This is a genomic window from Streptomyces virginiae, assembly GCF_041432505.1.
GTDB classification, from domain to species: Bacteria; Actinomycetota; Actinomycetes; order Streptomycetales; family Streptomycetaceae; genus Streptomyces; species Streptomyces virginiae_A.
Map to the genome: position 1 here is coordinate 8,702,175 of NZ_CP107871.1, position 21,997 is coordinate 8,724,171.

Below are 21,997 nucleotides of genomic sequence, written 5' to 3' on the forward strand. Positions count from 1 at the left end.
TGGCAGAGCCACGACCACAGGAACCCGCGTACGAGTATCGATGTCAGTAGCTGTCTGTAGCATCCGTGGCCAGGTGGGCGACCCGTCCACCCGCAGTGGGGAGGGACGGGGTCGTGAACGGGCTGCGAGGAGCGTGTGGCGATGGCGAACGGTAAAAGGGCCCTCTGGCCGGCGCTGGATTCCGACGATGAAGCCGCGCTGTTGCGGCCGTTGGCGTTCGCCGAAGGCGGGGGTCTGCCTTTTTCCCTGTGGGTGGTCCTGGCAGGTGCCCTGTCGGGTCACCCGTGGACGGCTCAGGACGTGAGCGTGTTCCGGGACCGGGCGGGCGAACTCCTGGTCGAGACGCAGACATCGGAGGGTATGGCCTACCGGTTGCGTGCCCGGGGAGCTCGGTCGGGCGAGCGGCAGACGCAACGGGCGATCACGAGCGCGCTGCTGGCCGAGGTGCCCCTTGACGGGGACGGCGGGCACCGCGACTGGCCGGCTTCCGCACCGTACATCGTCGACCATCTCGCCGCCCACGCTGCCGCAGCCGGTGCCCTGGACGAGATACTGGAGGACGCCGAGTACCTGGTGCACGCGGACCCGCGGGGACTGCTCCGCGCGCTCAACATCCCCGGCTCGTCCCAGGGGTCGGTGCGGCGGAGTATCTACCGAGCATCTGTCCACGTCCATGCCACCGCCAGCCTGCCCGAAAGGCGGGACATCCTCGCCGTCGACGCCGCGCGCCACGGCGAGACCGGCCTCGCCCGGGAGCTGTCTCGCGGCCGCCCGTGGCGGCCGCGTTGGGCGACCGGCACGATGGTTCATCCGGCGCTGCGCTTCACCAAGACAGGATTGGGCGTGGACGCCGCCGCGTGCACCGTCATCGACGGGCGTCCCCACGCGGTGACCGGCTGCTACGACGCGAACGTCCGCGTGTGGGACCTGGTCGACGGAACCGAACGTCTTGTCATCACCGAGGACGACGGGGTCTACGCCCTGGACTGCGTCGAGATCGACGGGCGCCCCCATGTCGTCACAGGAACCTGCTCCGGCAGCCTACGAGTGTGGAATCTGGATACCGGGGCCGAGCGGTTCGCCCTCGGAGGCCACAAGGGCTGGATACACGCGGTGGGCTGCACGGTGATCGACGGCCGCCCGCACGCCGTCACTGCGGGAGAGGACTGCCTGGTCCGGCTGTGGGACCTGGTCGACGGGTCGGAACGTGCGCGGATGCCCGGCCACACCGAGGAAATACGAGCGGTGGCGTTCAGCGAGGTCGCCGGCCGCCCCGTGGCCGTGACCGGGGGCTATGACAACACGGTGAGGCTGTGGGACCTGGACGACGGCGTCGAGCGGGCCGTGCTCACCGGCCACACGTCGGCCGTCTACTCGGTGGCTTGCACGGTGATCGACGGCATCCCCCACGCCATCACCGGGAGCGGCGGGGAGCACGCGGCACGGGTCTGGTGCCTGACCGACGGCTCGCAACGCGCTGAGCTGGACGGACACACCTCGTGGACAGCTGCCGTGAGCTGCTTCGAACTTGAAGGACGCCCACACGTGTTGACCGCCGGTGGTGACTGCACGGTGCACGTGTGGGATCTGACCGAGAACACGGAGCGCGCCGTCCTGACCGGGCACCACGGCTATGTGGACGCGCTGGCCACCACGGAGATCGACGGGCGCCCGTACGCCGTGAGCGGTGGCCATTCCGCGCCCCCGCGCGTATGGGACCTGGGCGACACGGCATCGCCCGCGGGACGCAAGGGACACACCGGGACCGTGCAGGTCGTGGATGCCGTGGAGATCGACGGCCGTCCCCACGTCGTCACCGGAGGCGACAGCACCATACGGCTCTGGGACCTGGCCGACGGGACGGAACGAGGCACCCTGCCCCACGGGCACCGTGTGGAGGCGCTGGCGTGCACAACCGTCCACGACAGCCCCTACGCTGCCGTCGGAGGCTGCTGCGGCGTCGCCCGGGTCTGGGACCTCGCCGCAGGGACAGGGCTTCGGGACCTTCCCGGACCCGACCGCCGGGTGGAGACCGTGGCGTGGGCGGATGTCAACGGCCGTGCCTGCGTGGTCACCTCCGACGAGGACCGCACCATACGCGTGTGGGACCTGGACGAGGACGCGGAGCATCCGCTCCACAGCGACCGCACCCGGTCGGCGGTGCGGGCCATGGAGCCCCTCGCCGTCGACGGCCGCCCCCACCTCCTCACGGGCAGCGATGACGCCGCACTGCGACTGTGGAGGCTCACGGAGAAGGGCCGACGCGTCACCGCCACCGTCCACACGGGGCACCACTGGATACGGGCACTCGCCGCCACCGTCCTGGAGGGCCGCCCCCACGCGCTGACCGTGGGCGGGAACGACGCCACAGTACAAGTGTGGGATCTGACGGACGGCACCCTGCGGTCCACCCTCGCGGGACACCCGTCAGGAGTTCTCGCGGTGGCCTGCACCACGCAGGACGACCGTACGGACGCCATCACCTTGGACGGCAGCGGTACGGTCCACGTCTGGGATCTCCTGCCGGCCCGGCTCCGGGAGAAGATCGCGCTGCCGACGCGGGCCCAATGCATGACCACCGTCGGCCAGGGCCTCGTCATCGGCATGGGCGACGACGTGGTCGTACTTGACCGCAATCGCTGAGGCAGGACCGGGGTGGAAGATGACGCATCCCGAGGCCGCGAGCAGAGCGGTAAGGAGCAGGGGCAAGGGCAGGGACCAGCGACGCATGCCGCCACCGTGCCGCAGAAGCCCGCCGGGTGCCTGTGACGGGCCCGCTATGCCCCTCGGATGGATGGCACGACGGGTTGTTCGTACTGCAGGCCGCCTCCGGCTGGTCTGGCGGACCGTCAGGGAGGCCCCTGTGACGCTCTGACGCTCCGACCGCCGGTGGAGCCGGTGCTGGCGCAGACCGCGGAAACCGTGCCGGGTCCGGCCACTGTGCGGCCGGCCGCACCGTACGGGACGGGTTCCCAGGCAGCCTCTCCTCCGGGCCGTCAGGACCGGCCCCGGGCCTCGGGTTACGCCCGGAGTCCGGTCGTCCGGCGGCCGGTCCCTCTGTCCGTTCGTGGCTCTCAGTGTGGGGCGGGGATCGCGTCCTGTGTTTCGTCGGTCCCGATGATCGGGGTGCGGTGGCCCAGGGGTTGCGGGGGTGCCTCGTCCGCGCAGACAGTGCCTCGTGGGGGCAGGGCGAGCGTGGTGAGGTAGGCGTCGACGAGGCTGCTGACGCAGGTGCTGCGGTTGTATGCGGTGTGTCCTTCGGCGTCGAAGGTCAGCAGGCGTCCGCCGTCGAGTGTTCCGGCGAGGGTCACGGCGTCCTGGTAGGGGGTGTCGGGGTCCCCGGTCGTGCCGAGGACCAGGATCGGGGCGGAACCGGTCGCCCGGTAGGAGCCCTCGAAGCGGCTGGGGCGTTGCGCCGGCCATTGTGTGCAGGCGGGTGCGTGGTTGTGGTCGTAGGTCGGTGGCCCCCACCCGATGGGCGGGCCGAGCAGGGGCGCGGAGGCCGTCTCGGCGGTCACGAGCGCGCCCAGCAGCAGCCGGTTGTCGGGGTAGCGGCGGTCGGCGCATTCCACGGCGGTGTTGACGGTGAGGAAGTCGAACGACGCGGGGGAGGGCGGTGACAGAAGGAACGAGGCCTGCCGTGCCTGCGCCGAGCGCAGGGCCTGTCCCAGGTACGGCCAGATCTCCTTGCCCGCGTTGATGTTGAACATCAGCCGGTAGGCCAGGGTGTAGCCGGTGGCCGGACGTCCGCTCGCGGAGATCACCGGGTTCGCGTCCAGGTCGCGTTTCAACGCCTCGAACGCCTGCCGCGGCCGGCCCTCACCGAACCCGCAGGCCGCCACCTCGCGCCCGCACCAGTCCAGGAACCGGCCGACGGCCGCGTCCAGGGCGGTGAACTGCGCGGCGTCGTACGCGTACGGCACGTCCGCGTAGCGGTGTGGATCGTAGGCCCCGTCCAGGACCATGGCGCGCACCCGCCGCGGGAACTGCGCGGCGTAGACCGTACCGACGTAGCTGCCGAAGGAACGGCCGTAGAAGGTGAGCGTCTCCTCGCCCAGCGCCTGTCTCAGCAGGTCGAGGTCCTTGGCGTTCGACCCGGTACCGACGAACGGGACCAGGTCCCCGGAGCGTTCCTGGCAGGCGGCGGCGAAGTCGACGGCCTGGCGCACCAACTCCCTCAGGGCCCCCGGCCCCGGCCTCGGCGCGCCGCGCGCTCCGTCGACCGCGGCCGCGTACTCCTGGTCGTCCCAGCACTCCACCTGCCCGCTGCGCGCCACGCCGCGCATGTCGTACCCGACCACGTCGAACGCGTCGCGCAGGGAGGCGGGCAGCGCCTCGTAGCTGTTGCGGGCGAAGTCGACCCCGGAGTTCCCGGGCCCGCCCGGGTGCAGGACCAGGACGCCGGTCCGGTGCGCAGGGTCGGCCGCCGGTCGGCGGGTGACCGCGAGCGCGAGGGTGGGCCCGGAGGGCCGGCGGTGGTCCAACGGCACTCGGGCCGTCGCGCACTCGAAGCCGTCCTTCGACCCGTCGCAGGGCCCCCAGGACAGCGCTGGGACGGACGCGGCCCCGACCTCCGTGGCGCTTGCCGTTCCGGAGGCGCCGGACGCGCCGCCTCCCAGAAGTGCGGTGATCGCGATCAGGACCAGAGATGTCCCCCATGCCACACGTCTGCTGGGGTCGTGGGCCGAACGGGTCATGCGGCGCTCCTCCGTCACGGATGTTCAGGCGGCGACAACGTAACGGCCGGCCACCGGCCCTGTCGGCCCGCCGGAAGTTGATTCCCGGCTACCGCCAGGGTTGTACGCCCCGGCCCGACCTGCAGTCCGACCGCCGATCCCGAGGCCGTCGCCCGCACACACGACGCACCCTGCCCGCAGGCCTGCTCCGTCCCGGTCACCTGGTCCCCGCCCCCGGGGTCCGGGCGATCGCGGGGGAGCGGTGGGATCCCGGGACGGTCACCTCGGTGTCGAGCAGCCTTGTGCCCGCGCGTGCGCGCTCACCAGCACGCGGCCGGGGCCCGTGAAGGGGGCGCGGGGCGTAGGTGTCGCTCCCCGTTCACCGGACCGCGTAGATCATATTGTTGCCGTACGGACGGCTTTCGTCCGAGGGTACGAGACGGGGAGTTCCACCATGCGCATCCACCGGAGCCGTGCTGCGGCCCTTGCCGCCGCCGTCGGGTTCGTCCTGGCACTGACCGGCTGCGGGAGCGGCGGGGGCGGCGGCACGGACGGGAAGTTCAAGGCGCCGACGGCGGGCACGGGCACGCCGTCGGCTTCCGGCACCCCGGCCGCTTCCGGCACGGCGTCTGCGTCGGCGACTCCGACGGCGGCCGGTCCGAGTGGTAGCGGCGATCCGGCGGGCGCCGCCGGCCCGACGCCGACGGGCCCCGACGGCAAGGGGAAGGCGACGGGCGGCACCGACGCGACCACCGAGGACGCCTACGCCTACACCCACCCCTGTTCCGCCAGGAACCTCACCGTCAAGGTCACCTCGCCGCAGGGCTTCCCGGCGACCGTCCGGGTCGTCACGGTGACCAACAACGGTTCCACCACGTGCGGCCTCGACTTCCACCCCGCCATCGGCTTCAGCGCCAAGGGCTCCGCCCTCGGCATCCAGGCCACGCCGCCCGAGGGTCTGGGCGGGGCGCCGGCGCACCCGGTGCGGCCCGGGGCGACCACCTACGCGGCGGTGGACCTCAACCCCTCGGGCGGCGGCGGTCCCGTGGCCGACGAGATCAACATCCTGGCCGACCCGAGCCACATGCCGAACGCCGACGGCGTCAGCCTGCCACTCGCCACCACAGGTACCGTCGCCAAGCCGAGGGTCGGGCTCTACCACTTCACCGCGCGCGACTCGCTCGACACCCTCTGACCGGGCGGGGCGCGGCTGCTCCCGCAGGTCAGTCCGGCGGGGCCGCGTCCAAGGCGTAGGCGAGGCCGGCGCGGGTGGCCGGCAGGACGGGGTGGTTCGGGCCGAGGAGTTCCTCCTCGTCGGCCGGCGGGTCGGTGATTGTCCGGCCGGTGCGGTGGGGTGGCCCCGCCGTGACCGGATCAGGGCGTCGCCCGGCGCAAGGACAGCGCGAAGGCGCAACTGGTGACGGTGAGGACGACGATCGGCGGTATGGGGAGGAGCAGGACGGATATCGCCAGGCCCATCAGTGAGGCGACGAGGGGGATCCATCCGAAGGCGGTGCGGCGTTCGACCAGTGCCGGGGCGTGCCGGACGGCGGTGAGGGCGAGGAGCCCGCACGCGATGACGAACAGGGCCATGACGAGGCTCATGCCCTGGACGACGTCGAGGGTGCTGCGTTCCAGACCGAGCAGGGTCATGCTCGACTCCCGCATGGCTTCCGAGGACGCTTGCTGCTGGGGGGTGGGGTCGCCCAGCGCCGTCGCGGCTGCAAGGACGAGGTGGCCCGTGCCCAGCAGGAGGAAGCCGACGGCCCCGACTCTGAAGGGCCGCAGCGGCTTGGGCTGGGGATTGCGCTCGAGAACGGGTGTGACGGTAGCGCTCACCGTGGCTCCTTGAAGTCGAACGAGGTTGCCCTCTACATCGGTAGAGGATGCTGCTCGCACTCTACACATGTAGAGGCGTACTGGTGGGGGCGGCTTCAGCTCGCAAACAGCCGACACCCACCGCCCATCGGCGAGCCGGAGCATCAACTGCGTGGCTTCATCCACTTCTTTCGTTCTGGTCCAACTTCTGTGGTGTGGGCACTCCCTGTGACCGTTGATCTTGCTGAGTCGTGCCGCAAGGTCGTCAGGAAACCACCGGTGCCGACCGCGTTCGGCTGATGGTTCTGGGCTGTGCGTGAGGTGTTGCTCGGGCTGAAAGAGCCGCTCTTCCTGGATGACCCGGGGATCAGGGCGGTGTCGGTGCAGGACGATGGGGAGGTGATCCGAGTCGGTGTCAGGTGCCGAACGGTCGGGACTCGGTGCCCAGGTTGCGGAAGCTGGAGCCGGAGACGGCTACGGATCCGGTGTCGGCCGAGAGCGTCGGCGTCCGTGACCCGGCCGCCGCCCGCCACCGGGCCGCCCACGGCGTCGCCGCCGCTGACGACGACCTGCTGGTCGCGTCCTGGCCCCCCGGCTCCTTACCGGCCGACGGCGGTGGCGCTTTCCCGGACGACGAGACACCCGGATGGTCCGCGGAAGCCGCCGTCTGACCCCGCTACGGCCGACGCCGCGGTACTGGGGAGGGACGTGCAGGCCATGTACACGGGAGGGGCCGGCAGGTGTTGTCGCTACTGGCAGATCCTGTTGAAGCAGAGCGGGTCGACCTCCGCCAGGTCGACGAACCCGGCGATGTTCAGCGAGTGGGAGCGGCCCGGTGCGATGTGGTCGATCCGCCTTCTGCTCGACCATTACGTACTCGTCGTCGGCGTCGTAGCCTTCCGGCGTCGTGTTCCCGGTACGGTATCGCCCCTCCCATCGGCCGAGGCAAAGGATGCGGGGCCCCACCCCCTGTGGCACGTTCGGATCGGGGAGGTTCCGGATTCCCCTTTCACGTTCTCCGCACCGATGCCGCACGCACGAGAGAGGTCCCCCTGATGGACGGACACGACAAGGACGTTCCAGTGGCCGAAGTGGTCGTGGCGGTCGGTGACTGCTCCGAGGAGGACGCGCGCGCCGTCCTCGACCTGCTCGAACGTTCCTTTCCTGCGGAGCCCGGGGCGGGCGGAGCCGCGCAAGGCGGCAGAGCCGCGACCGTGTGGAGCGCGACTCTCGACGCGGCGAAGCCGGCCGAACCGGCCGAGCGGCAGGCGGTACCCGTACGGGTGAAAGACGCGGTCAATGTCACCCTCCAGGGAGGCCCTCGTGCGGTGCAGCGGGTGCAGGCTGCGCTCGTCGGCAACTTCACGGTCGAGGACATGGGCGCCGTATCGGGCGACCAGGAACGAGAGGTCGCACTCCGCGTCCGCTCCTGAGGGATCGAGAGCGGACGTCCCGCGACGCATGCCCCGTGTACCGGCACCGGCAGCGGGCACACGGGGTGCATGACCGTACCCAAGACAGCCGTTCTCGTCCTGGACAGCGCCGAGCCGGAGTTGCTGGCGCAGTTCTACGCCGAACTGCTTGGTGCCTCGGCAGGACCGGCACCGGGCGACGCGGAGCTCCTCCTCATCACCGGCGGCACCGGAGTAGTCCTCGGAGTCCGCCGGGACCCCGACCACGTACCGCCGAGCTGGCCTCTCCCGGAGGGCTCCCAACAGGCCCACGTGTGCATTCTCGTGGAGCAGCGGAGCCTCGACGAGGCCGAGCGAGAGGCCGTAGCCCTCGGGGCGCGCCCGGTGGCGGCGGAGGACGACGGCAGCCTGCCGGGCAGCCGGACCACCCTGCGGCGTTACGCCGACCCGGCCGGCCATGCGTTCACCCTGGCCGTCGTCGACGAGGACCTCACCGCCGTGGGCTAGCGCCGCCGGGCGACGGCTCCCGCCAAGGAACGCACCGCTCACGCCGCCCATGGCCTCGGGCTTCGACGCCGATGACCGGGGGTGGGTTCGTCGGCGGGATCGGGACGCGAGTCAAGGAGACCACCTGGGCTTCGTCCTGGCACCCACGGAGGCCATCGCCCCGCCGCTCGTGGCTCCGGCCCCGCTCCTCACGGGCCCGGCCGGTGTCGAGCAAGGGGAGCCGCAGTACGGCGTCCATGCCGTCCATGGTTGCTCGCATGACTCTGCTGGCCGACCTCGCCGAAGCTCCCGCCCACGACGGCACCCGGGCCGTTGCGCGGGTGCTGGAGCCGCCCCAGCACCCGCCCAGCTCGATGGCCAGGGTCCTGTGTTCGACGGCGGCTACGGCAGCCCGCCCACGGCGCAGGGCACTGGGGGCCGGATTGGCGTGGGCGGCAGCCGAGGGCGGTGTGCTGGGGGTCTGCAGGGCTGCATCGTCGGAGGCGGGGCGCCGACGCGGGGTCGGTCCGGGAGGGCGCGGTGCCCTGGCGGGGCGGTGTCGCAGACATGGCGGCCAGGGGCGAGCTCGGCTGATCTCACTGAACCCTGACCGGGCCGGGGCCCTATGTCAGCGCGCGGTGACTGAGTACGCCGCGAGCGCGCGGTTGCCGCGCGGCTTGGCAACGGCCCGGAGAACGTCGGCCTGACTCAGGACGAGCTGTCGCACCGGCTCGGGCAGCGCGGCCAGACCCGTATCGCTTTCCACCAGGTCAAGGCAAGCTGCGATTTCCCAGTCGCCGTCCTGCAGTTCTCCGGTATCGACCAGTTCGCTGCCGTCGGCCGTCCAGCCGGCCTCGGGCAGGAGCCGTAGCAGGCTCTCACGGGAGAAAGGTGTGCGGACGTTGCCCTCGCCATGCGATCCCGCGGCCTCGATCTGTCCTTGGATCAGCACGGCGAGCAGATGCGCCAACTGGTCGTCGGAGGCAGGCGTCAGGTCCCATTCGGCGAAGCACAGTCTCCGCGCCCACGGCCGTACCCGGGCCAGCGTGTCCCGCAGTTGTCCGAGCGATGCGAAGTACCAGGAGCAATGTGCGAGCACCACATGGTCGAAGGTGCCTTCGGGGAAGTCGACCGATGGGTCGAGGACGTCGGTGCCGAAGCGGAAGTCGATGCGTGGCCCGAGAGGGCCCGCCGCGAGCCGGGCTGCCGATTCTCCGAGCGTGACCGGCTCCCCATAGGAGGGTGCGGCCACATCAACGGCCACCACGCGCCCTTCGGGCCCGACCGCCTCTGCAAGGACGGCGGTCATGTCGCCCTGGCCGCAGCCCAGTTCGAGGACGGTGGAGCCGGGTGGGATGCGCCAGCCCGCCACGAGCGCGGCGCGGTGGCGAGTCTGGGACAGCTGGGTGTCCGGGCTGTGAGCGGCGGCGGCCATGCCGGCTGCGAGCGAGGGGGCCTGGGCGAGGAGATCGGAGTGATTCACAAAGTCCTTGGTGATTTTGACGGGTCGGTTCGGGCCGAGGGTATGAGACGCACGGGCAGCGGCGCCTCCGAATTCCTGGACATCACCGGCACGACGGCGGCCCACCCTGTGGGTCGGTCGGCGAGCAGCGTGGTATCGACTTCGGGATCGCCCAAGGATCCCTCCTGCGCGGCCCGCGCGTCGAAGGGGCGGTGTCTTCGAGCGGGCACGGAAAAGCCATTCCGGTGCCAGCACTTTCGGTCCTACGCTTTCCGATGAACCAGCCCGGCAAGCCCGAACCCGCCGATGAGGATCAGGTCACGGCGGGCCCGCTGCTGCTCACCTTCCTGGTGGCCCTGCCCTCTCCGTGCCCGCTGCCGCACCGGTCAGTGATCACCAAGATGCTGCCCGGCACAGTCGGCGGGCTCGACGCATGGAGATGTGACCCTCCCCGGACGGCCCTGTGTTGCCGTCGGCCGCACAGGGGGAGGCCATTCGTGCCGCTCTGAAGTTCTGGCAGCCCCGGGAACGCCAGAGCGGGGCACATGCACCTGGCTGCCCTGACTTACGTCTGCGCGGAGATCACTGGCAAGCCCTTGCCCGAAGAGGACCTCGCTGACGGGACGGTCGATGCGTACCGCACCGTGGTGGAGATGGTCACCATCCAGGGCCCCGACCGTCTGGCGCCACAGGAGGAAGTCCTGCGCGAGACGCTCACCCGCTGCTTCGATGTGCTGACCGACGTCTCCTCGATGGCCAGGATGGTCCTGCCTCACAGCCCCTCCGGTGGCCGCTCCGGAACAGATGGCGCCGGCCCTCTGGCTCGCCGGAACCGTCACAGGCAGCTACGCCGACGGCGCGATGGGCGTGATGCCCTTGGCGCCCGCATCGAGCCCGCTCGGCACCGTCCTCGTGGGACGGATCGTCTCTGGAGCTTGCGATGGAGCGCGCCACCGAAGCCCTCCGGGCCTTCCGTCGCCATGGCGACTACCGCAACGCTGTCGTCCAGGCTGCCATGTTCGCCGCGAAGTGCGATCCCCACCGCACTTCTGGCGGGCAACTGACTTCCCTGGCCGGTTGCCCGATGACCTGGCAGGTCACCGACACCGGGCACAGCATGCAGCGCAGGAGGAGAACCCACCAGTCAAGGGGTTCCGGTGGTCCACCCAGCGCGTCATCTGGAGGATCCGCCCGGAAGAGGCTGGCACCTGCTCCAAAACCTCGCGCCTGCCTGCGTAAACGCGTCGACGTGACCAGCCGAATCCCGGCTGATGCAGCTCCCACTCCATGAACTACCCCGGACGCCGATCAGCGACCGGACCCGGTACCGTCACGCTGACGTCCAGACGCTTGTCGCCGCGGGCTGGACCATCAGCGCCATCGCCCGCCGTCTCCACCTCGACCGCAAGACCGTCCGGCGCTTCCGCGACACCGACCTCGACTACTCGACCAATGGCGCGTCGCTCGTTCGCCGCGGGTCGCCGTGAGCCGCAGCCATCGTCGTCTCCTCCGAGCCGGCCATGACCTGGTCTACGTTCCCAGGACCTCGTCGAAGTAGCCGGGCCCGGTGCTGGGGATGATCTGAAGTGCGCTGGTGTAGCGGCGGGTCTGGGTCTGCCAGGCGTGGTAGCCGCTCATCCAAGTCTCCATGACCTCGACATACGTGCCCACACCGGTTCGCTCCGGGCCGGTGAGACCGAGTTGCCGGCACATGGCCGGGACCTGGAGGGCAAGTTCCTGGAACCGCTCGACGCGCCCGTCGACTTCCCGGCGGGCGGCCGTGATGGCTTCGTCGCGGGTGCACGACCGGGTGTGTTCGATGACGAGGACGAGGTTGTCCATGTCGCCCCGGGCTTCCTCCTTCTCCAGCGAGTAGACGTCGTTGCACATGAAGGTGACGTCGATCGCGGCCTGGCGCATGATTCGCAGCTGGGGGCTGTGGAAGGCGGTTGCGGGGACGGTGATGCCGGCGGCCCGCTCGCCCAGGGACAGGGGCAGGTCGGTGCCGGCTATGCCCCGTCTGACCTGAAGGTAGGTTTCCATGTCGGCGGGGGTACCCCGGAGCCGGCCGATCGCCTCATGGGCCTGTGTCGCGAAGTAGTACTCCCACTCGTACGCGGTACGGGCCACCCAGCTCGGGTGCGCGCCGTCGCGGCCACGCGCCCAGAGATCGGCGAACGCCGCCGAGCACGCGTCCGCCCCCGCGGCCGGGGAAGCGCCGTGCACGATGTCGATCAGCTGCCGGCACACGGTCGCGGCGCGGGCGGGGTCCTGACCGAGAGGACCGTCGAACTGGTCGTCGAAGACGAAGAAGAACGCCATCACGTCCGCGCACAGGTCCAACGCCGCTCCTTGGGCGTAGGGGAAGCCGTAGGCGGCCAGGAGCGGCATGTCCCACGACGCGAACCACTCCAGCGAGCGGCCCTCCCCGACAAGACCCGTACGCCGCACCCACTCCAGGTTGCGCTGTCGCGCACCCTCTAGATCCGGACTGAGGGAGCTCGGGAAGGGAAGGTGGAACTCGATGTCCTGCGGCACGTGTCCTCCGTGAAAACGAGCTGCTCACAGCCGGGCGGAGTGCCCACCCACTTCCGATACGGAGCTCACGGTCTCTCGGTTCCGCGGCGCGACGAAGCCGACTGCCAGCCAGATATCGGCCGGAACATGCTGGTGCCGGCCGAGCTGGCAGGGCTCGTCCTGTGCGGCGTGATCGCCGCGACGGGCTGGTTCCAGCTTTCGCCGACATCGGTGACCAGGCGGGTGACGATTTCGATGTCGAGCCGGGCCCCTTCGCGACGACCGAGGGCGCAGGGGCTGCTCCCTGCCCCGTGGCGCTGCCGACCGCGGCCGTCGTCACGCGTCGCCGGTCACCGCCCCGGCCGACAGCATTCGACCCGGCTCCGGCCTCTGCCCCGTCACACCGACCACAACTGCGGGTGAACTCGGGCAGGGCGGCCTGCGACCAGCTCGATCAGCCATGCGCTGAGCTCGCCAGATCCTGACCGAGAAGGAACAAGCTCAGATGATTGGGGGGCGTCCCAGGCGGGTCATGCGCCATAGGGTTTGCCATCGCATCGGTTGTCTGGGCGGGCGGGCAGGGGACTCGGGTTCCTTCGAAGAACCCGGCCGCAAGCGGGGATCACGGGGAGAGCATGTCTGTGACGCGGGATGTCACCTGGTAGCCGGTGCAGGGGGCTGAAGGCTCTTCCAGGCCGCGACGCCGCAGTGGGGAGCACCCGCGGCCGCGGGGGCGGGCATGACAGGACCCGGCCGAGGTGACTACAGGCACGGCCGGGTCCTGCGTGCGTGGGCGTAACGGCTCTGACGGTGGTCAGAGTTCTTCGTCGCGCATCTCGTCCCGCTCGCGCTCGCGGAACATCTCCTCCTCGCGGCGCCGCTTGAGCTCCTCGGGGCTCAAGCCCCGCTCGCCTTCCCGGCCCGCGCCGGCGTGAGTCTGGCCCGGGCGCATGCGCTCCTGCTCCTCGCGGCCCTTGCCCGGTTCCTGACGCTTGTCCTGCATACCGCCCATGACGGCGACTCCTCTGAGATGCGTGGAAGGACTCCTCCCGCTCACGCTGCCACCCAAAGTCACATCACGCACCATTTGCGTTACCGACCGTGGTGGGCGAGTGACGCCCTAAGGGCCCGCGGCGGCGTCGACGGACGGCCGGCCTACGTGGCGCGGACGATGTGCCCGTACCCGTCGCCGCGACTGTCAGGAGCCGACTCATGCGGGGAGCGCACACGGCGCAAGGACCGCACCGAGGTCACCTTCATCCTTCCCGCCGAGATTCCGCCCGGCCCGGTCAGCGTGGCGGGCGACTTCAATGACCGGCAGCCCGGCGGCCACACCCTGACGCCCCGCAAGGACGGCAAGCGGGCCGTCACCGTCGAGCTGCCCAGCAAGAGCAGCTACGCGTTCCGGTACCTGGCCGCGGGGGACTACCGGTTCAACGACGACACCGAAGGCGACCTGGACGGCCCCAACAGCCGACTCCACACCTGAGCGGCGCAACCGAGCCCCCGCTGGTCCGTTGAACTGACGAATGCTCCCCACCTCGCCCCGTTGTCCTCGCTGCGGCCGGGCGGAAAGCGTGAGGCGGTCCTGCTGACGCTCACCGGAAGACAGGACCGCCCTCAGGAGCCAGGGGCTGCCACCGCACCCCCGGCCGGGCACGCTGCGCCGTCCTTGACCAGTACAGAACGAGTGAGGGCGCCGGCGGATCGGTGCACACCGCATACAGCGCACCCGGCCAGGGACCGGCCGCTGCGGAAACGGTGGGGCGGATCGTCGAAGCGGTCCGCGACGGCGAGACCGCAGGATCCGGACCCTGACCCTGACCACCGCTCTGGCCCAGGTCGCGGACACCGCGGAACTGCTGCACCTACGCATGCGGCTCCACGGAGTCGGGCGAGAACCGCCGGGGCCGCGCATCCAGCGGACGAGAGGCAAACATCCGAGCCGGAGGCTGCGCACCCCCCGGGGCGGAGGACATGACTTCGGAGGCGACGTCCCAGGCGAGGCGCAGCAGTCGCTCGCGGATCTCGTCGGTCCCGATGCGCTGCTCGACACCGGGCTGGAGGCGCGCGGGTGCAGGTCGGCATACTCCGCGATCAACTGCGCGGCAGCGGCGTGCGAGTCCTCCACGCGCTGCCGCTGCGCCATGAGTTCCCCCTGCTGACGTGCCATGAGACTCCCATGCCCATGTCCGGGGATACCGCCCGTAGGTCTCCCTACTGGCTATGCCGACTTCTTTGGGAGTCGTCTGTCGAGGACTTAGGGAGGCACGTGACTCGGTGTTGGGTGATCAACATCGACAAGTCTTGATGTCGCAACCGTGTGCGGTCGAGGGTCGCGGTCTGCTTCATAATTCAGCTGTGGACATATCCGATGAGGGCCAGCCCCTCGATCCCGTCTGGCTTGAGATCAACAACAACGTATGTGGCGGCCTGGCAGGGGCCCCGAGTGCCTCGTCGGTGGCAGCGAAGTTCATCGGGGCAGGCTGGAGTTCCAGATCGGCCTCGTGGGAGTCGTATGAGGTCGAAACCGGCTGGTGTCGCATCGAGGTCGACCCGGCGGAGGGTGACACGGTCGTAGGCGGCCACCGAGGGCAGAGGCCGGGTATCGGGCGGCAGATGGGTAGCCGGTAGTCGGCAAGGAAGGCCACCGTCGCGGTGGCCACCAACACGCAGGTGCCGGCGAAGCGCTGGGCGCGGGCCGGCCACCGGTGACCGCCCGCCGGTACAGGGTCGGACAGGCGGTGTTCGACAGCGACCGCCAGACGCACGGCCGGGTCGTCGGCCGCCACTCCTCGCCGCTCGGTTCGGTGGCCGGTATCGGCTGACATGGTCGGGGCGCGGGCGTGCACAGCATGGTCGGTCGATGCGGCGCTCCTCGTCGCGCCCGGCAGGTTGCCGCGCGGCGGACCGCCATTTCGTCGACCCGTATGCCAAGGAACTGGGCGCGATGTGAAACCGGCTGCGGTCGGGACGCATCTTTGAACATGTTCAGCATCCATTCTTCGGGGGTTCGCCTTGACCGCGCAACGCAACAGGACCGCGTTCTGGCTCTCGGCCGGAGCGGTGGTGACCGTGCCGGCGTCCGCCGGCTGGTGGCTTCACGGAGCCGACCAGGAACTGCGCTGAAAGGCTCCGGCCTCCTGCGGCGAGGCCATCCGATTCCTCCGAGCAGCCCATCCCCCCGGGACCGCACGGAACAAGCAGTGCACGAAGGGGCAGTGGCAGACCACCTGGTACAACATCAACTTCCAGACCTCGCGGGCGGAGGCGGAGGCGTGGCTGCGTACCACCTACCCGGACGCACAGGTCGACCGCGACTGCGTGGACGCCGACCTGTGCGTGCGCCCCGCGGCCCCTGCGGACGGGAGCGACAACGGCAACGCCGACTATCTGAGCGTCGACATCCGCTACGAGGAGCGCGACTCGGCGCACGTGCACGTCTCCGGCGGTACGTCGAACTGACGGCTTCCGGCTGATCATCAGGGGGAACTGCCACGCTGCAGGAAACGGCATGCGCTGCGATCAACCCCGGTTGACGGCAGGGCGCGCTGCAGGCGCAGCCGCACTCGCGATTCGGTGCTGTTCCTGCACCGGCAGCGGACGCGGCTACCCACGCCACGACTGCACCGCATCGCCGACCGTCTGACCTCATCGGTCGCCGGGGGTGGGTGCGTCGTGACGGCCGTGCCCGCGGATCGGCAAGAGCGCTTCGGCGGCGTCGCACGCGGTGCAGGCGACGGGCTGGGCCGTGCGAGCACGTCGAGTGCCTGCGTGGTACCGAACGGGTGCGCGTGCTTCGGGTGCAGTTCGTGGGCTGCACGGAGGCGCGAAACCTACGCGAATGACCAGGGTCGGCCGACCTCCCTGGTCGCGGTGACCGCCCGATCGAGCCGGTCGAAGGTGGACCAGGATCCGGCTGAGTGGCTGCCGTTGGCGCCTCCTTGATCGTCTGTTTGGCCGTCACGTGTGCAACAATCTTGAACGCATTCAACTTGAACGCATTCAAATCGATCACGGGGTACGTTGTGGACTTCAGCAATTACGTGGGGGCGCCGAAGCTGCAACCCTGGCGACCGCCGCCACCGGCCCCGCCGTGGCCGCGATGGCGGAAGTTCCTGATGACCCTGACCGTTGTCGCGGCGATCGGATTGCCGCTGTGGGTGCTCTATGTGATCGGACAGCCCCAGGAGATCGAAAGACGTCCGGCCGCATGCGCGAAGGCCCTGAAGAGCATCGGATGGAAGCCTCCGGCACACCTGGACGAGGAGGCCTGCACGGAAATCGAGAGCAACATCTTCGCAACCGCCTGGACCGGAACGTTCCACATGCCTCGTGCCGATGTCCGCGACTGGCTCACCGGCCTGCCGTCCCGCCGGGAGGGACCGCCCGTCCTGAGCGGGGAATCCGTCCCCCAGACCTTCTTCTTCGTGCCGCCCTCGGCCGGACGGATCGACACCGTGGAGGTCTCGGTCACATGGCGGGGCGAAGCGGACGCCCTCATCAGCTTCAAGACGTACAACGGCTAGGCCGTGCCTTGTGGATCAAGCCGGGCCCGCGGATCGAGTCGGGATCAGTTCGTGCAGCCGGGGATCGACCCGACGGGCCGGCAGTTGTTGGGCGTGTTCTCGAAGATCCGGCTCCTGACGAGGGTCAGGGCGGTGCCGGCGGAGGTTCCTTGCCAGACGCCGCCGCCGTTGAGCGCGATGTTGCGCCGCACCTTCGTGTCCGTCAGCGTGGTGGTGCCGTCATTGCTGATACCGCCACCCGTTTGGCCCGCGCGGTTGTCCGCGATGGTCGTCGAGGAGATGTCCAGCGGAGAGCGGTCGTTGTAGATTCCGCCGCCCTGCTGGTAGGCGCGGTTGCCCTCGATGTGCGAGTTCTTGATGGTCATGGAGACCCCGGCGGTGAAGAGGCCGCCCCCCAGCTCCGTGGCCTGGTTCCGCACCACTTTGGTCTTCTGCAGCAGGGTGGTGCTTCCCGGCCCGTTGTAGATGGCACCACCCCGCTGGGCAGCACTGTCCCGCACGACGCTGTCGTACATCTCAAGGGTGCTGCTCTGGTTCACGTAGATGGCACCCCCCTGGTTCGCCGTGCTGTTGGTCACGGTGCTGTGCTTGAGGATGAGCGTCCCTCCGTCCGTGGGCAGGTAGGTGCCGGCGTAGTCGAGATAGCCGCCGCCGGTCGCGGTGACACCCTCGACGGTCAGGCGCCCGCCGGGGCCGTCGATCTGCGCGATGCGGAAGCCCTCGGTCGCGTCGGGATCCCGTCGGATGGTGCTCTTGTTCCCCAGTAGCGTGACGGTGCCCGAGATCAGGGGCAGGGCGTTGGGGCCGAGACCGCCGGTCGACGCGGGAGTGAGGACGTTGTAGACGCATTTGGGTGCGAGCCGGATGGTGTGCGGTCCGGTGTTGTTGTTCGCGGCGTCGATCGCGTTGTTGAGGGCGGTGACGTCGCACGGAATGGCCGCCAGGGAGGTCGCGTCCGCGGTGTTGCCGAGACTGAGCGCGGCCACGACCGGCACAACCAGAGCCGCGGCCTTGAGTCGACGTCTCTGCATCACTTCTCCGATCATCATGTGTAATCGTTTGATTACATTCCGTTTATGATCAGTGTTCCACGGGGTGGGTGTCCCGCCGTGCGCAACGCGGGGGCGGGCGCGCCGGCGGGCGCCGAGATCCCCCGGGCGGCCTAGGCCGCCCCTTTCGGATCTTGCCGGACCCGTGCGCCGGCCCCGCATGCGACGAAGATGAGTGCGGCTGCCAACGGTGAGGCAGAATGCGGTGTGACCTGTGATGTCTGCGGCCATGAGATGCGACGAATGCCGGTGCGAGAACCGTTGATGCGGTGGGAACTGGCGGTGAAGGAACGCTGGTTCTGCCCCTGGTGCTACGCCTGGACCGAATTCGGATACGACCCGCGCGAAGTTTTGCGGCCGCAGTACGGCTACATATCGTGGGGGCTGGCGGAATCCCCGCAGCTCCCAGAGGTCGTCGCCCACGCGTACGACGCGGCATACGCGTACTCCGCCGACGGTTCCGGCGCGACACTGTGCGGTCTGGCTCACGAGGGCCTCACCGCCTCGCCGTACCCGTTCGTGTCCGAGTGGCCGAGTGCTTGCGAGGCGTGCAAGGAGGCCATTGCGGCCATCGACGAGCGCTGGCCACTGGAAATGCGGAACGGCAACCGGGTCTCTCCCGCCCCGCCTCCCGGTTCCGACTGGCCGCCCTTCTAGCCGTTCCCTCCAGATCATCGGATCGTTGGTCTGGTGTGTCGTTGACTGACGCCCAGTGGGCACGCATCGAGCCATTGCTGCCGGAGCGGACGCCGAAACGTGGTGGGCGGTGGCGGGATCACCGGCAGGTGATCGACGCGATCGCGTTCAAGTACCGCACCGGCACGCCGTGGATGGACCTGCCCGAGCACTTCGGGTCGTGGAAGGGTGCCAACAACCGGCTGCGGAGGTGGGCCGCCGACGGCACCTGGTCGAAGGTCTTCACCGCCCTCCTTGCCCAGGCCGACGCCGAAGGTGACCTCGACTGGGTCGTCGCCGTCGACTCCACAATCGTCCGTGCCCACCAGCACGCCGCCGGGGCCGTCAAAAGGGGGTTTGGCCGGCGAGCCGACCGATCATGCCCTCGGACGTCCCGCGGCGGACTGACGACGAAGGTTCACCTCGCTGCGGACGGACGTTGCCGCCCGCCGGCGTTCGTCATCACGCCTGGGCAGGCCGGTGACGCACCCGCATTTGAGCAGGTCATGGCCCTGTTACGGGTGCCCCGGCGGGTCGGCCGCCCCAGAGTTACGCCGGAGGCGGTGCCGGCCGACAAGGCGTACTCGTCCCGGGTGATCCGCCGTCATCTGCGGCGGCGCGGGATCCGGGCGGTGATCCCGCAGCCGGCCGACCAGGCCGCCAACCGCAAGCGTCTCGGCAGTCGCGGCGGCCGCCCGCCCGCCTTCGACCGCCAGGCCTACGAACAGCGGAACACCGTCGAGCGATGCATCAACAAACTCAAGCAATGGCGCGGTCTGGCCACCCGTTCTGGTCGGCGAGGTGATCCGAAGGAAACGGCCTAGGGGTGTCCGCCGACCGGTCGACGGTGGCTCCGCTCGTGGCGCGACGTCATGAACGGACCGATCAGGCCTGGGAAGTGATCGAGCCGCTGTCGGCTCCGCCCCGGACGGGCCGTCCGGGGCGGGATCGGCGCCAGGTCCCGAACGGCATCATGGGGAAGCTCGTCCGGGCCGGCCTTCCATGCGAACGATCAGAGCCGGCCGGCCTCTCTGGTTGCGATGACGGCCCGCTCGAACCGCTCGAAGGCGGACCAGGACCCGGCCGGAGCGGCTGCCGCCGTCCGCGGACGCCCTGTGCCGGTACGGCGCCGTGTGGACCGCGACCAAGCCCAGCTGGGGCCTCGCGGCCGACGAAGCGGAGCACGACCGGCTGCCTCAAGGCCAGGGCCGGCCGCCTCGGCAGGTGGCGGCCCTTTGCCGTGCTCCTCAGCCACTCGTGACCCGCAGCATGTTCGGGCGGTCCAACGACGTGCGCTGTTGGGTCGGCAGCGGACATCGCCGAGACATCCGGGGTCGCAGTCACCCTCGTCCGGCGCCTGTTGCGCTCGGCCGAAGCGCGGCCGGCTCGTATCCACCGCACCACCGCAGGAGCCATCCTCGGCATCCCGCTGAACACCGCCCGCCGACGCGAACGGCTGCTCCCCGGCCTCGTCGAAGCGGACAGAGCCGCCACCAGCCTGCAGGAACTCGCCGAACACGGTTGGCCCACGAGCTTCCTCGCCGACCAGTTGCCGACCAGCACGCACACAATCGCGGCGATCCGAAACCGGGAACGCCGGCGCCTCGCCCAGACCGCCGCCCGCCACCGAGCCCCGTTGGTGACCCCCGCAGATGAGGACCTTGATGACCTCGATGCACACCTGGCCCTGGTACGGCAGCCGGAGACGGGGACGCCGACGACCAGCCCGAGTCTGGCACAGCCGAAGGGTGCCACGACTGAACTGGCCGACACCGCCGCGACGGTCTGAAGTGCGTTCCATCCGCCCACTTCCGGCCGCGGAATGGAGGGCCATCGGGACGGTGCAGCCGGAGACGACCTGCTGCCGCCCCGGGCCCTTGGCGTACGCGGGTCTCCCGAACATCCGCCCCGCCGAATCCGGCCATTGCAGCGCATTGCCGCCAATCCCGAACGATCTGGTCGCAGCACCGCTGACCTCCAGCTACACAAGACACACGGGGGCTGTCGCCCGCTGCCCCTGACAGGGTCGGACGGGGGACTGGACGCTTTGCTCACGATCAACGTGGCGGTACTCCTGGCGGTCATCGTCGTCCTGCGGCTGCGCCGCCGCACAGAAGCCCGGAGCCGGTTCGACGAGAAGATGACCGTCGTCATCGTCCTGGCTCTGGGCATCATCCTTGCCCCCACAGAGGTCGGCCAGGGCATCGCCGGCTTCCTCGGCCAGCTGGTCAGCGGCACCTCCCAGGCCGGCCAGTGACCGGCGAACCACATCGGCAGACGTCCTGCGCGCGTCCGGATGCATTCCTCGGGCGTGGCAGGTGAGCGGCCGCCGACCGGCCCGGCGCTCCGGCCGCCGACCCAGCAGGCCCCGGCGACGCAACAAGCAGCGCCAGGAGCAGGTTGTCCTTGCCGCGCTCGCCGCCGTAGTGGTGCTCAGCCTGGTGGTCACCGCCCTGCGATGGCTGGCCGGACACCCCTGGATCGTGGCCGCCCTCATGCTGGTGGCCGCCGTGGGAGCCGGAGCCTGGGTGTGGCGGCGCAGGGAGGCCACCCGGTGGGAGCAGGTTCGGGCGAGCGGTCTGCGCTACGCCCTCGAACAGCTCGACGCACTCCATCACCGGGATTTCGAGTTTGCGGTGCGGGACCTGATGCGCCGCGACGGCTGCACGGATGCGCGGCAGGTCGGTGGCCGCGGTGACAACGGAGCCGACGTCAAAGCCACCGACCCCTCTGGCCGGCGCTGGGTCATCCAGTGCAAGCACAGGAAGGACGGCTGGTCGGGCAAGCCCGTCGGGAGCCCCGACCTTCAGGTCCTCAACGGCACCGGCCGCCAGGTCCACCACGCTGACGTCGTGGTCATGTTGACCAACGGCCGTATCACCGCCAACGCCGCGCAGTTCGCGAAGTCCCAGCGGCTCCACCTCGTCGACCGTCACCTCCTCGCCGAATGGGCCGGCGGATCTCGCCCCCTGTGGGAACTCCTGCGCGCCCTCCCTCCTGCCGGCCGCCGAGAGGCTTCCTAGGGTTGGTCGCCGCTGCGGACACGGCCGGCCGCACCGGAGAGGAGACCGCGATCGCCACTGCTACCGGTGCGCAGGAGTGGCGCGAGGAGATCATGGCGGCCGAGCGGCCTGCTGAGCGGGTACGCGCGCTCTGTCAGCCCTGCGGCGCTCTCCTGTCCGACTCCGTTCGCAACGGCGGGCCTGGATCACGGAGTTCGGGGTGCAGAAGCTGCTGCTCGCGGCCGAGTAGGCCGGCGGCGGCCCTCAGCGCCCGCGAGTGGGAGCATGCGGAGTCGTGGAAGACGTGTACCGGTCTCGACGGGGTGGCGGCAGAGCGACTGCGGCACCTGCTGTGCCGGATACCGCCGCGC

At 70.2% G+C, this 21,997-nt stretch carries 20 protein-coding genes and 1 pseudogene; 15 read left to right on the forward strand and 6 right to left on the reverse strand.

Annotated elements, in window-relative coordinates; all coding sequences use genetic code 11:
* Positions 1-141: 141 nt before the first annotated feature.
* Complete coding sequence (locus OG624_RS40140; protein ID WP_371640653.1) at positions 142-2,643, forward strand: WD40 repeat domain-containing protein; 2,502 nt, start codon at positions 142-144, stop codon at positions 2,641-2,643.
* 431 nt (positions 2,644-3,074) lie between these two features.
* Here the strand turns inward: OG624_RS40140 and OG624_RS40145 are convergent, their stop codons facing one another.
* On the reverse strand, positions 3,075-4,697 hold the full coding sequence (locus tag OG624_RS40145; protein WP_371640654.1) for an alpha/beta hydrolase: 1,623 nt from the start codon (positions 4,695-4,697) through the stop codon (positions 3,075-3,077).
* Positions 4,698-5,130: 433 nt separating this feature from the next.
* Between OG624_RS40145 and OG624_RS40150 the strand changes: the two genes are divergently transcribed.
* Positions 5,131-5,871 (forward strand): DUF4232 domain-containing protein, encoded by a 741-nt coding sequence (locus OG624_RS40150; RefSeq protein WP_371640655.1) that lies wholly within the window; start codon positions 5,131-5,133, stop codon positions 5,869-5,871.
* A gap of 179 nt (positions 5,872-6,050) precedes the next feature.
* Here the strand turns inward: OG624_RS40150 and OG624_RS40155 are convergent, their stop codons facing one another.
* Complete coding sequence (locus OG624_RS40155) at positions 6,051-6,515, reverse strand: LIC_13387 family protein (RefSeq protein WP_051763856.1); 465 nt, start codon at positions 6,513-6,515, stop codon at positions 6,051-6,053.
* A gap of 428 nt (positions 6,516-6,943) precedes the next feature.
* Here OG624_RS40155 and OG624_RS40160 point away from each other — a divergent pair, with 428 nt between their 5' ends.
* The 3 genes from OG624_RS40160 (at position 6,944) to OG624_RS40170 (ending at position 8,413) form a co-directional block, all read left to right on the forward strand.
* Positions 6,944-7,165: a hypothetical protein gene (locus tag OG624_RS40160; RefSeq protein WP_371640656.1), complete on the forward strand. Its 222-nt coding sequence runs from the start codon at positions 6,944-6,946 to the stop codon at positions 7,163-7,165.
* A gap of 384 nt (positions 7,166-7,549) precedes the next feature.
* On the forward strand, positions 7,550-7,927 hold the full coding sequence (locus tag OG624_RS40165) for a hypothetical protein (RefSeq protein ID WP_033225714.1): 378 nt from the start codon (positions 7,550-7,552) through the stop codon (positions 7,925-7,927).
* A 69-nt stretch (positions 7,928-7,996) separates the two neighbouring features.
* Positions 7,997-8,413: a VOC family protein gene (locus OG624_RS40170; RefSeq protein ID WP_161296816.1), complete on the forward strand. Its 417-nt coding sequence runs from the start codon at positions 7,997-7,999 to the stop codon at positions 8,411-8,413.
* Positions 8,414-9,020: 607 nt separating this feature from the next.
* Here the strand turns inward: OG624_RS40170 and OG624_RS40175 are convergent.
* A complete protein-coding gene (locus OG624_RS40175) occupies positions 9,021-9,875 on the reverse strand; it encodes a class I SAM-dependent methyltransferase (RefSeq protein ID WP_033225710.1) in 855 nt (284 codons plus the stop codon).
* 1,250 nt (positions 9,876-11,125) lie between these two features.
* Between OG624_RS40175 and OG624_RS40180 the strand changes: the two genes are divergently transcribed.
* Positions 11,126-11,341, forward strand: a complete 216-nt coding sequence (locus OG624_RS40180; protein ID WP_371640657.1) for a helix-turn-helix domain-containing protein — start codon at positions 11,126-11,128, stop codon at positions 11,339-11,341.
* 43 nt (positions 11,342-11,384) lie between these two features.
* Here the strand turns inward: OG624_RS40180 and OG624_RS40185 are convergent, their stop codons facing one another.
* Both OG624_RS40185 and OG624_RS40190 read right to left on the reverse strand, forming a co-directional pair.
* Positions 11,385-12,392 (reverse strand): terpene synthase family protein, encoded by a 1,008-nt coding sequence (locus OG624_RS40185; RefSeq protein ID WP_371640658.1) that lies wholly within the window; start codon positions 12,390-12,392, stop codon positions 11,385-11,387.
* A gap of 793 nt (positions 12,393-13,185) precedes the next feature.
* Positions 13,186-13,383 (reverse strand): hypothetical protein, encoded by a 198-nt coding sequence (locus OG624_RS40190; protein ID WP_161296808.1) that lies wholly within the window; start codon positions 13,381-13,383, stop codon positions 13,186-13,188.
* A 159-nt stretch (positions 13,384-13,542) separates the two neighbouring features.
* Between OG624_RS40190 and OG624_RS40195 the strand changes: the two genes are divergently transcribed.
* The 4 genes and pseudogenes from OG624_RS40195 to OG624_RS40210 all read left to right on the forward strand — a co-directional run bounded on the left by OG624_RS40195 (position 13,543) and on the right by OG624_RS40210 (position 16,900).
* Positions 13,543-13,860, forward strand: a complete 318-nt coding sequence (locus OG624_RS40195) for a hypothetical protein (RefSeq protein ID WP_371640922.1) — start codon at positions 13,543-13,545, stop codon at positions 13,858-13,860.
* 1,835 nt (positions 13,861-15,695) lie between these two features.
* Positions 15,696-15,836 (forward strand): hypothetical protein, encoded by a 141-nt coding sequence (locus tag OG624_RS40200; RefSeq protein WP_371640659.1) that lies wholly within the window; start codon positions 15,696-15,698, stop codon positions 15,834-15,836.
* 336 nt (positions 15,837-16,172) lie between these two features.
* Positions 16,173-16,310, forward strand: a pseudogene (locus OG624_RS40205) (HNH endonuclease); the annotation flags it as partial.
* Between the two features lie 182 nt (positions 16,311-16,492).
* On the forward strand, positions 16,493-16,900 hold the full coding sequence (locus tag OG624_RS40210; protein ID WP_371640660.1) for a hypothetical protein: 408 nt from the start codon (positions 16,493-16,495) through the stop codon (positions 16,898-16,900).
* Between the two features lie 44 nt (positions 16,901-16,944).
* Here OG624_RS40210 and OG624_RS40215 read toward each other — a convergent pair whose 3' ends face one another.
* Positions 16,945-17,931: a hypothetical protein gene (locus OG624_RS40215; protein ID WP_371640661.1), complete on the reverse strand. Its 987-nt coding sequence runs from the start codon at positions 17,929-17,931 to the stop codon at positions 16,945-16,947.
* 261 nt (positions 17,932-18,192) lie between these two features.
* Between OG624_RS40215 and OG624_RS40220 the strand changes: the two genes are divergently transcribed.
* The 5 genes from OG624_RS40220 (at position 18,193) to OG624_RS40245 (ending at position 21,647) form a co-directional block, all read left to right on the forward strand.
* Entirely contained in the window at positions 18,193-18,606 is a 414-nt protein-coding gene (locus OG624_RS40220) for a hypothetical protein (RefSeq protein WP_371640662.1), read from the forward strand.
* 41 nt (positions 18,607-18,647) lie between these two features.
* Positions 18,648-19,448 (forward strand): IS5 family transposase, encoded by an 801-nt coding sequence (locus OG624_RS40225; RefSeq protein WP_371640663.1) that lies wholly within the window; start codon positions 18,648-18,650, stop codon positions 19,446-19,448.
* A 536-nt stretch (positions 19,449-19,984) separates the two neighbouring features.
* The gene (locus OG624_RS40235; RefSeq protein ID WP_371640664.1) at positions 19,985-20,413 is read left to right on the forward strand and encodes a hypothetical protein; all 429 of its coding nucleotides are present in this window, start codon (positions 19,985-19,987) and stop codon (positions 20,411-20,413) included.
* Positions 20,414-20,671: 258 nt separating this feature from the next.
* The gene (locus OG624_RS40240; protein WP_266360579.1) at positions 20,672-20,881 is read left to right on the forward strand and encodes a hypothetical protein; all 210 of its coding nucleotides are present in this window, start codon (positions 20,672-20,674) and stop codon (positions 20,879-20,881) included.
* A gap of 61 nt (positions 20,882-20,942) precedes the next feature.
* Positions 20,943-21,647: a restriction endonuclease gene (locus OG624_RS40245; protein ID WP_371640665.1), complete on the forward strand. Its 705-nt coding sequence runs from the start codon at positions 20,943-20,945 to the stop codon at positions 21,645-21,647.
* The last annotated feature ends 350 nt before the right edge of the window (positions 21,648-21,997 follow it).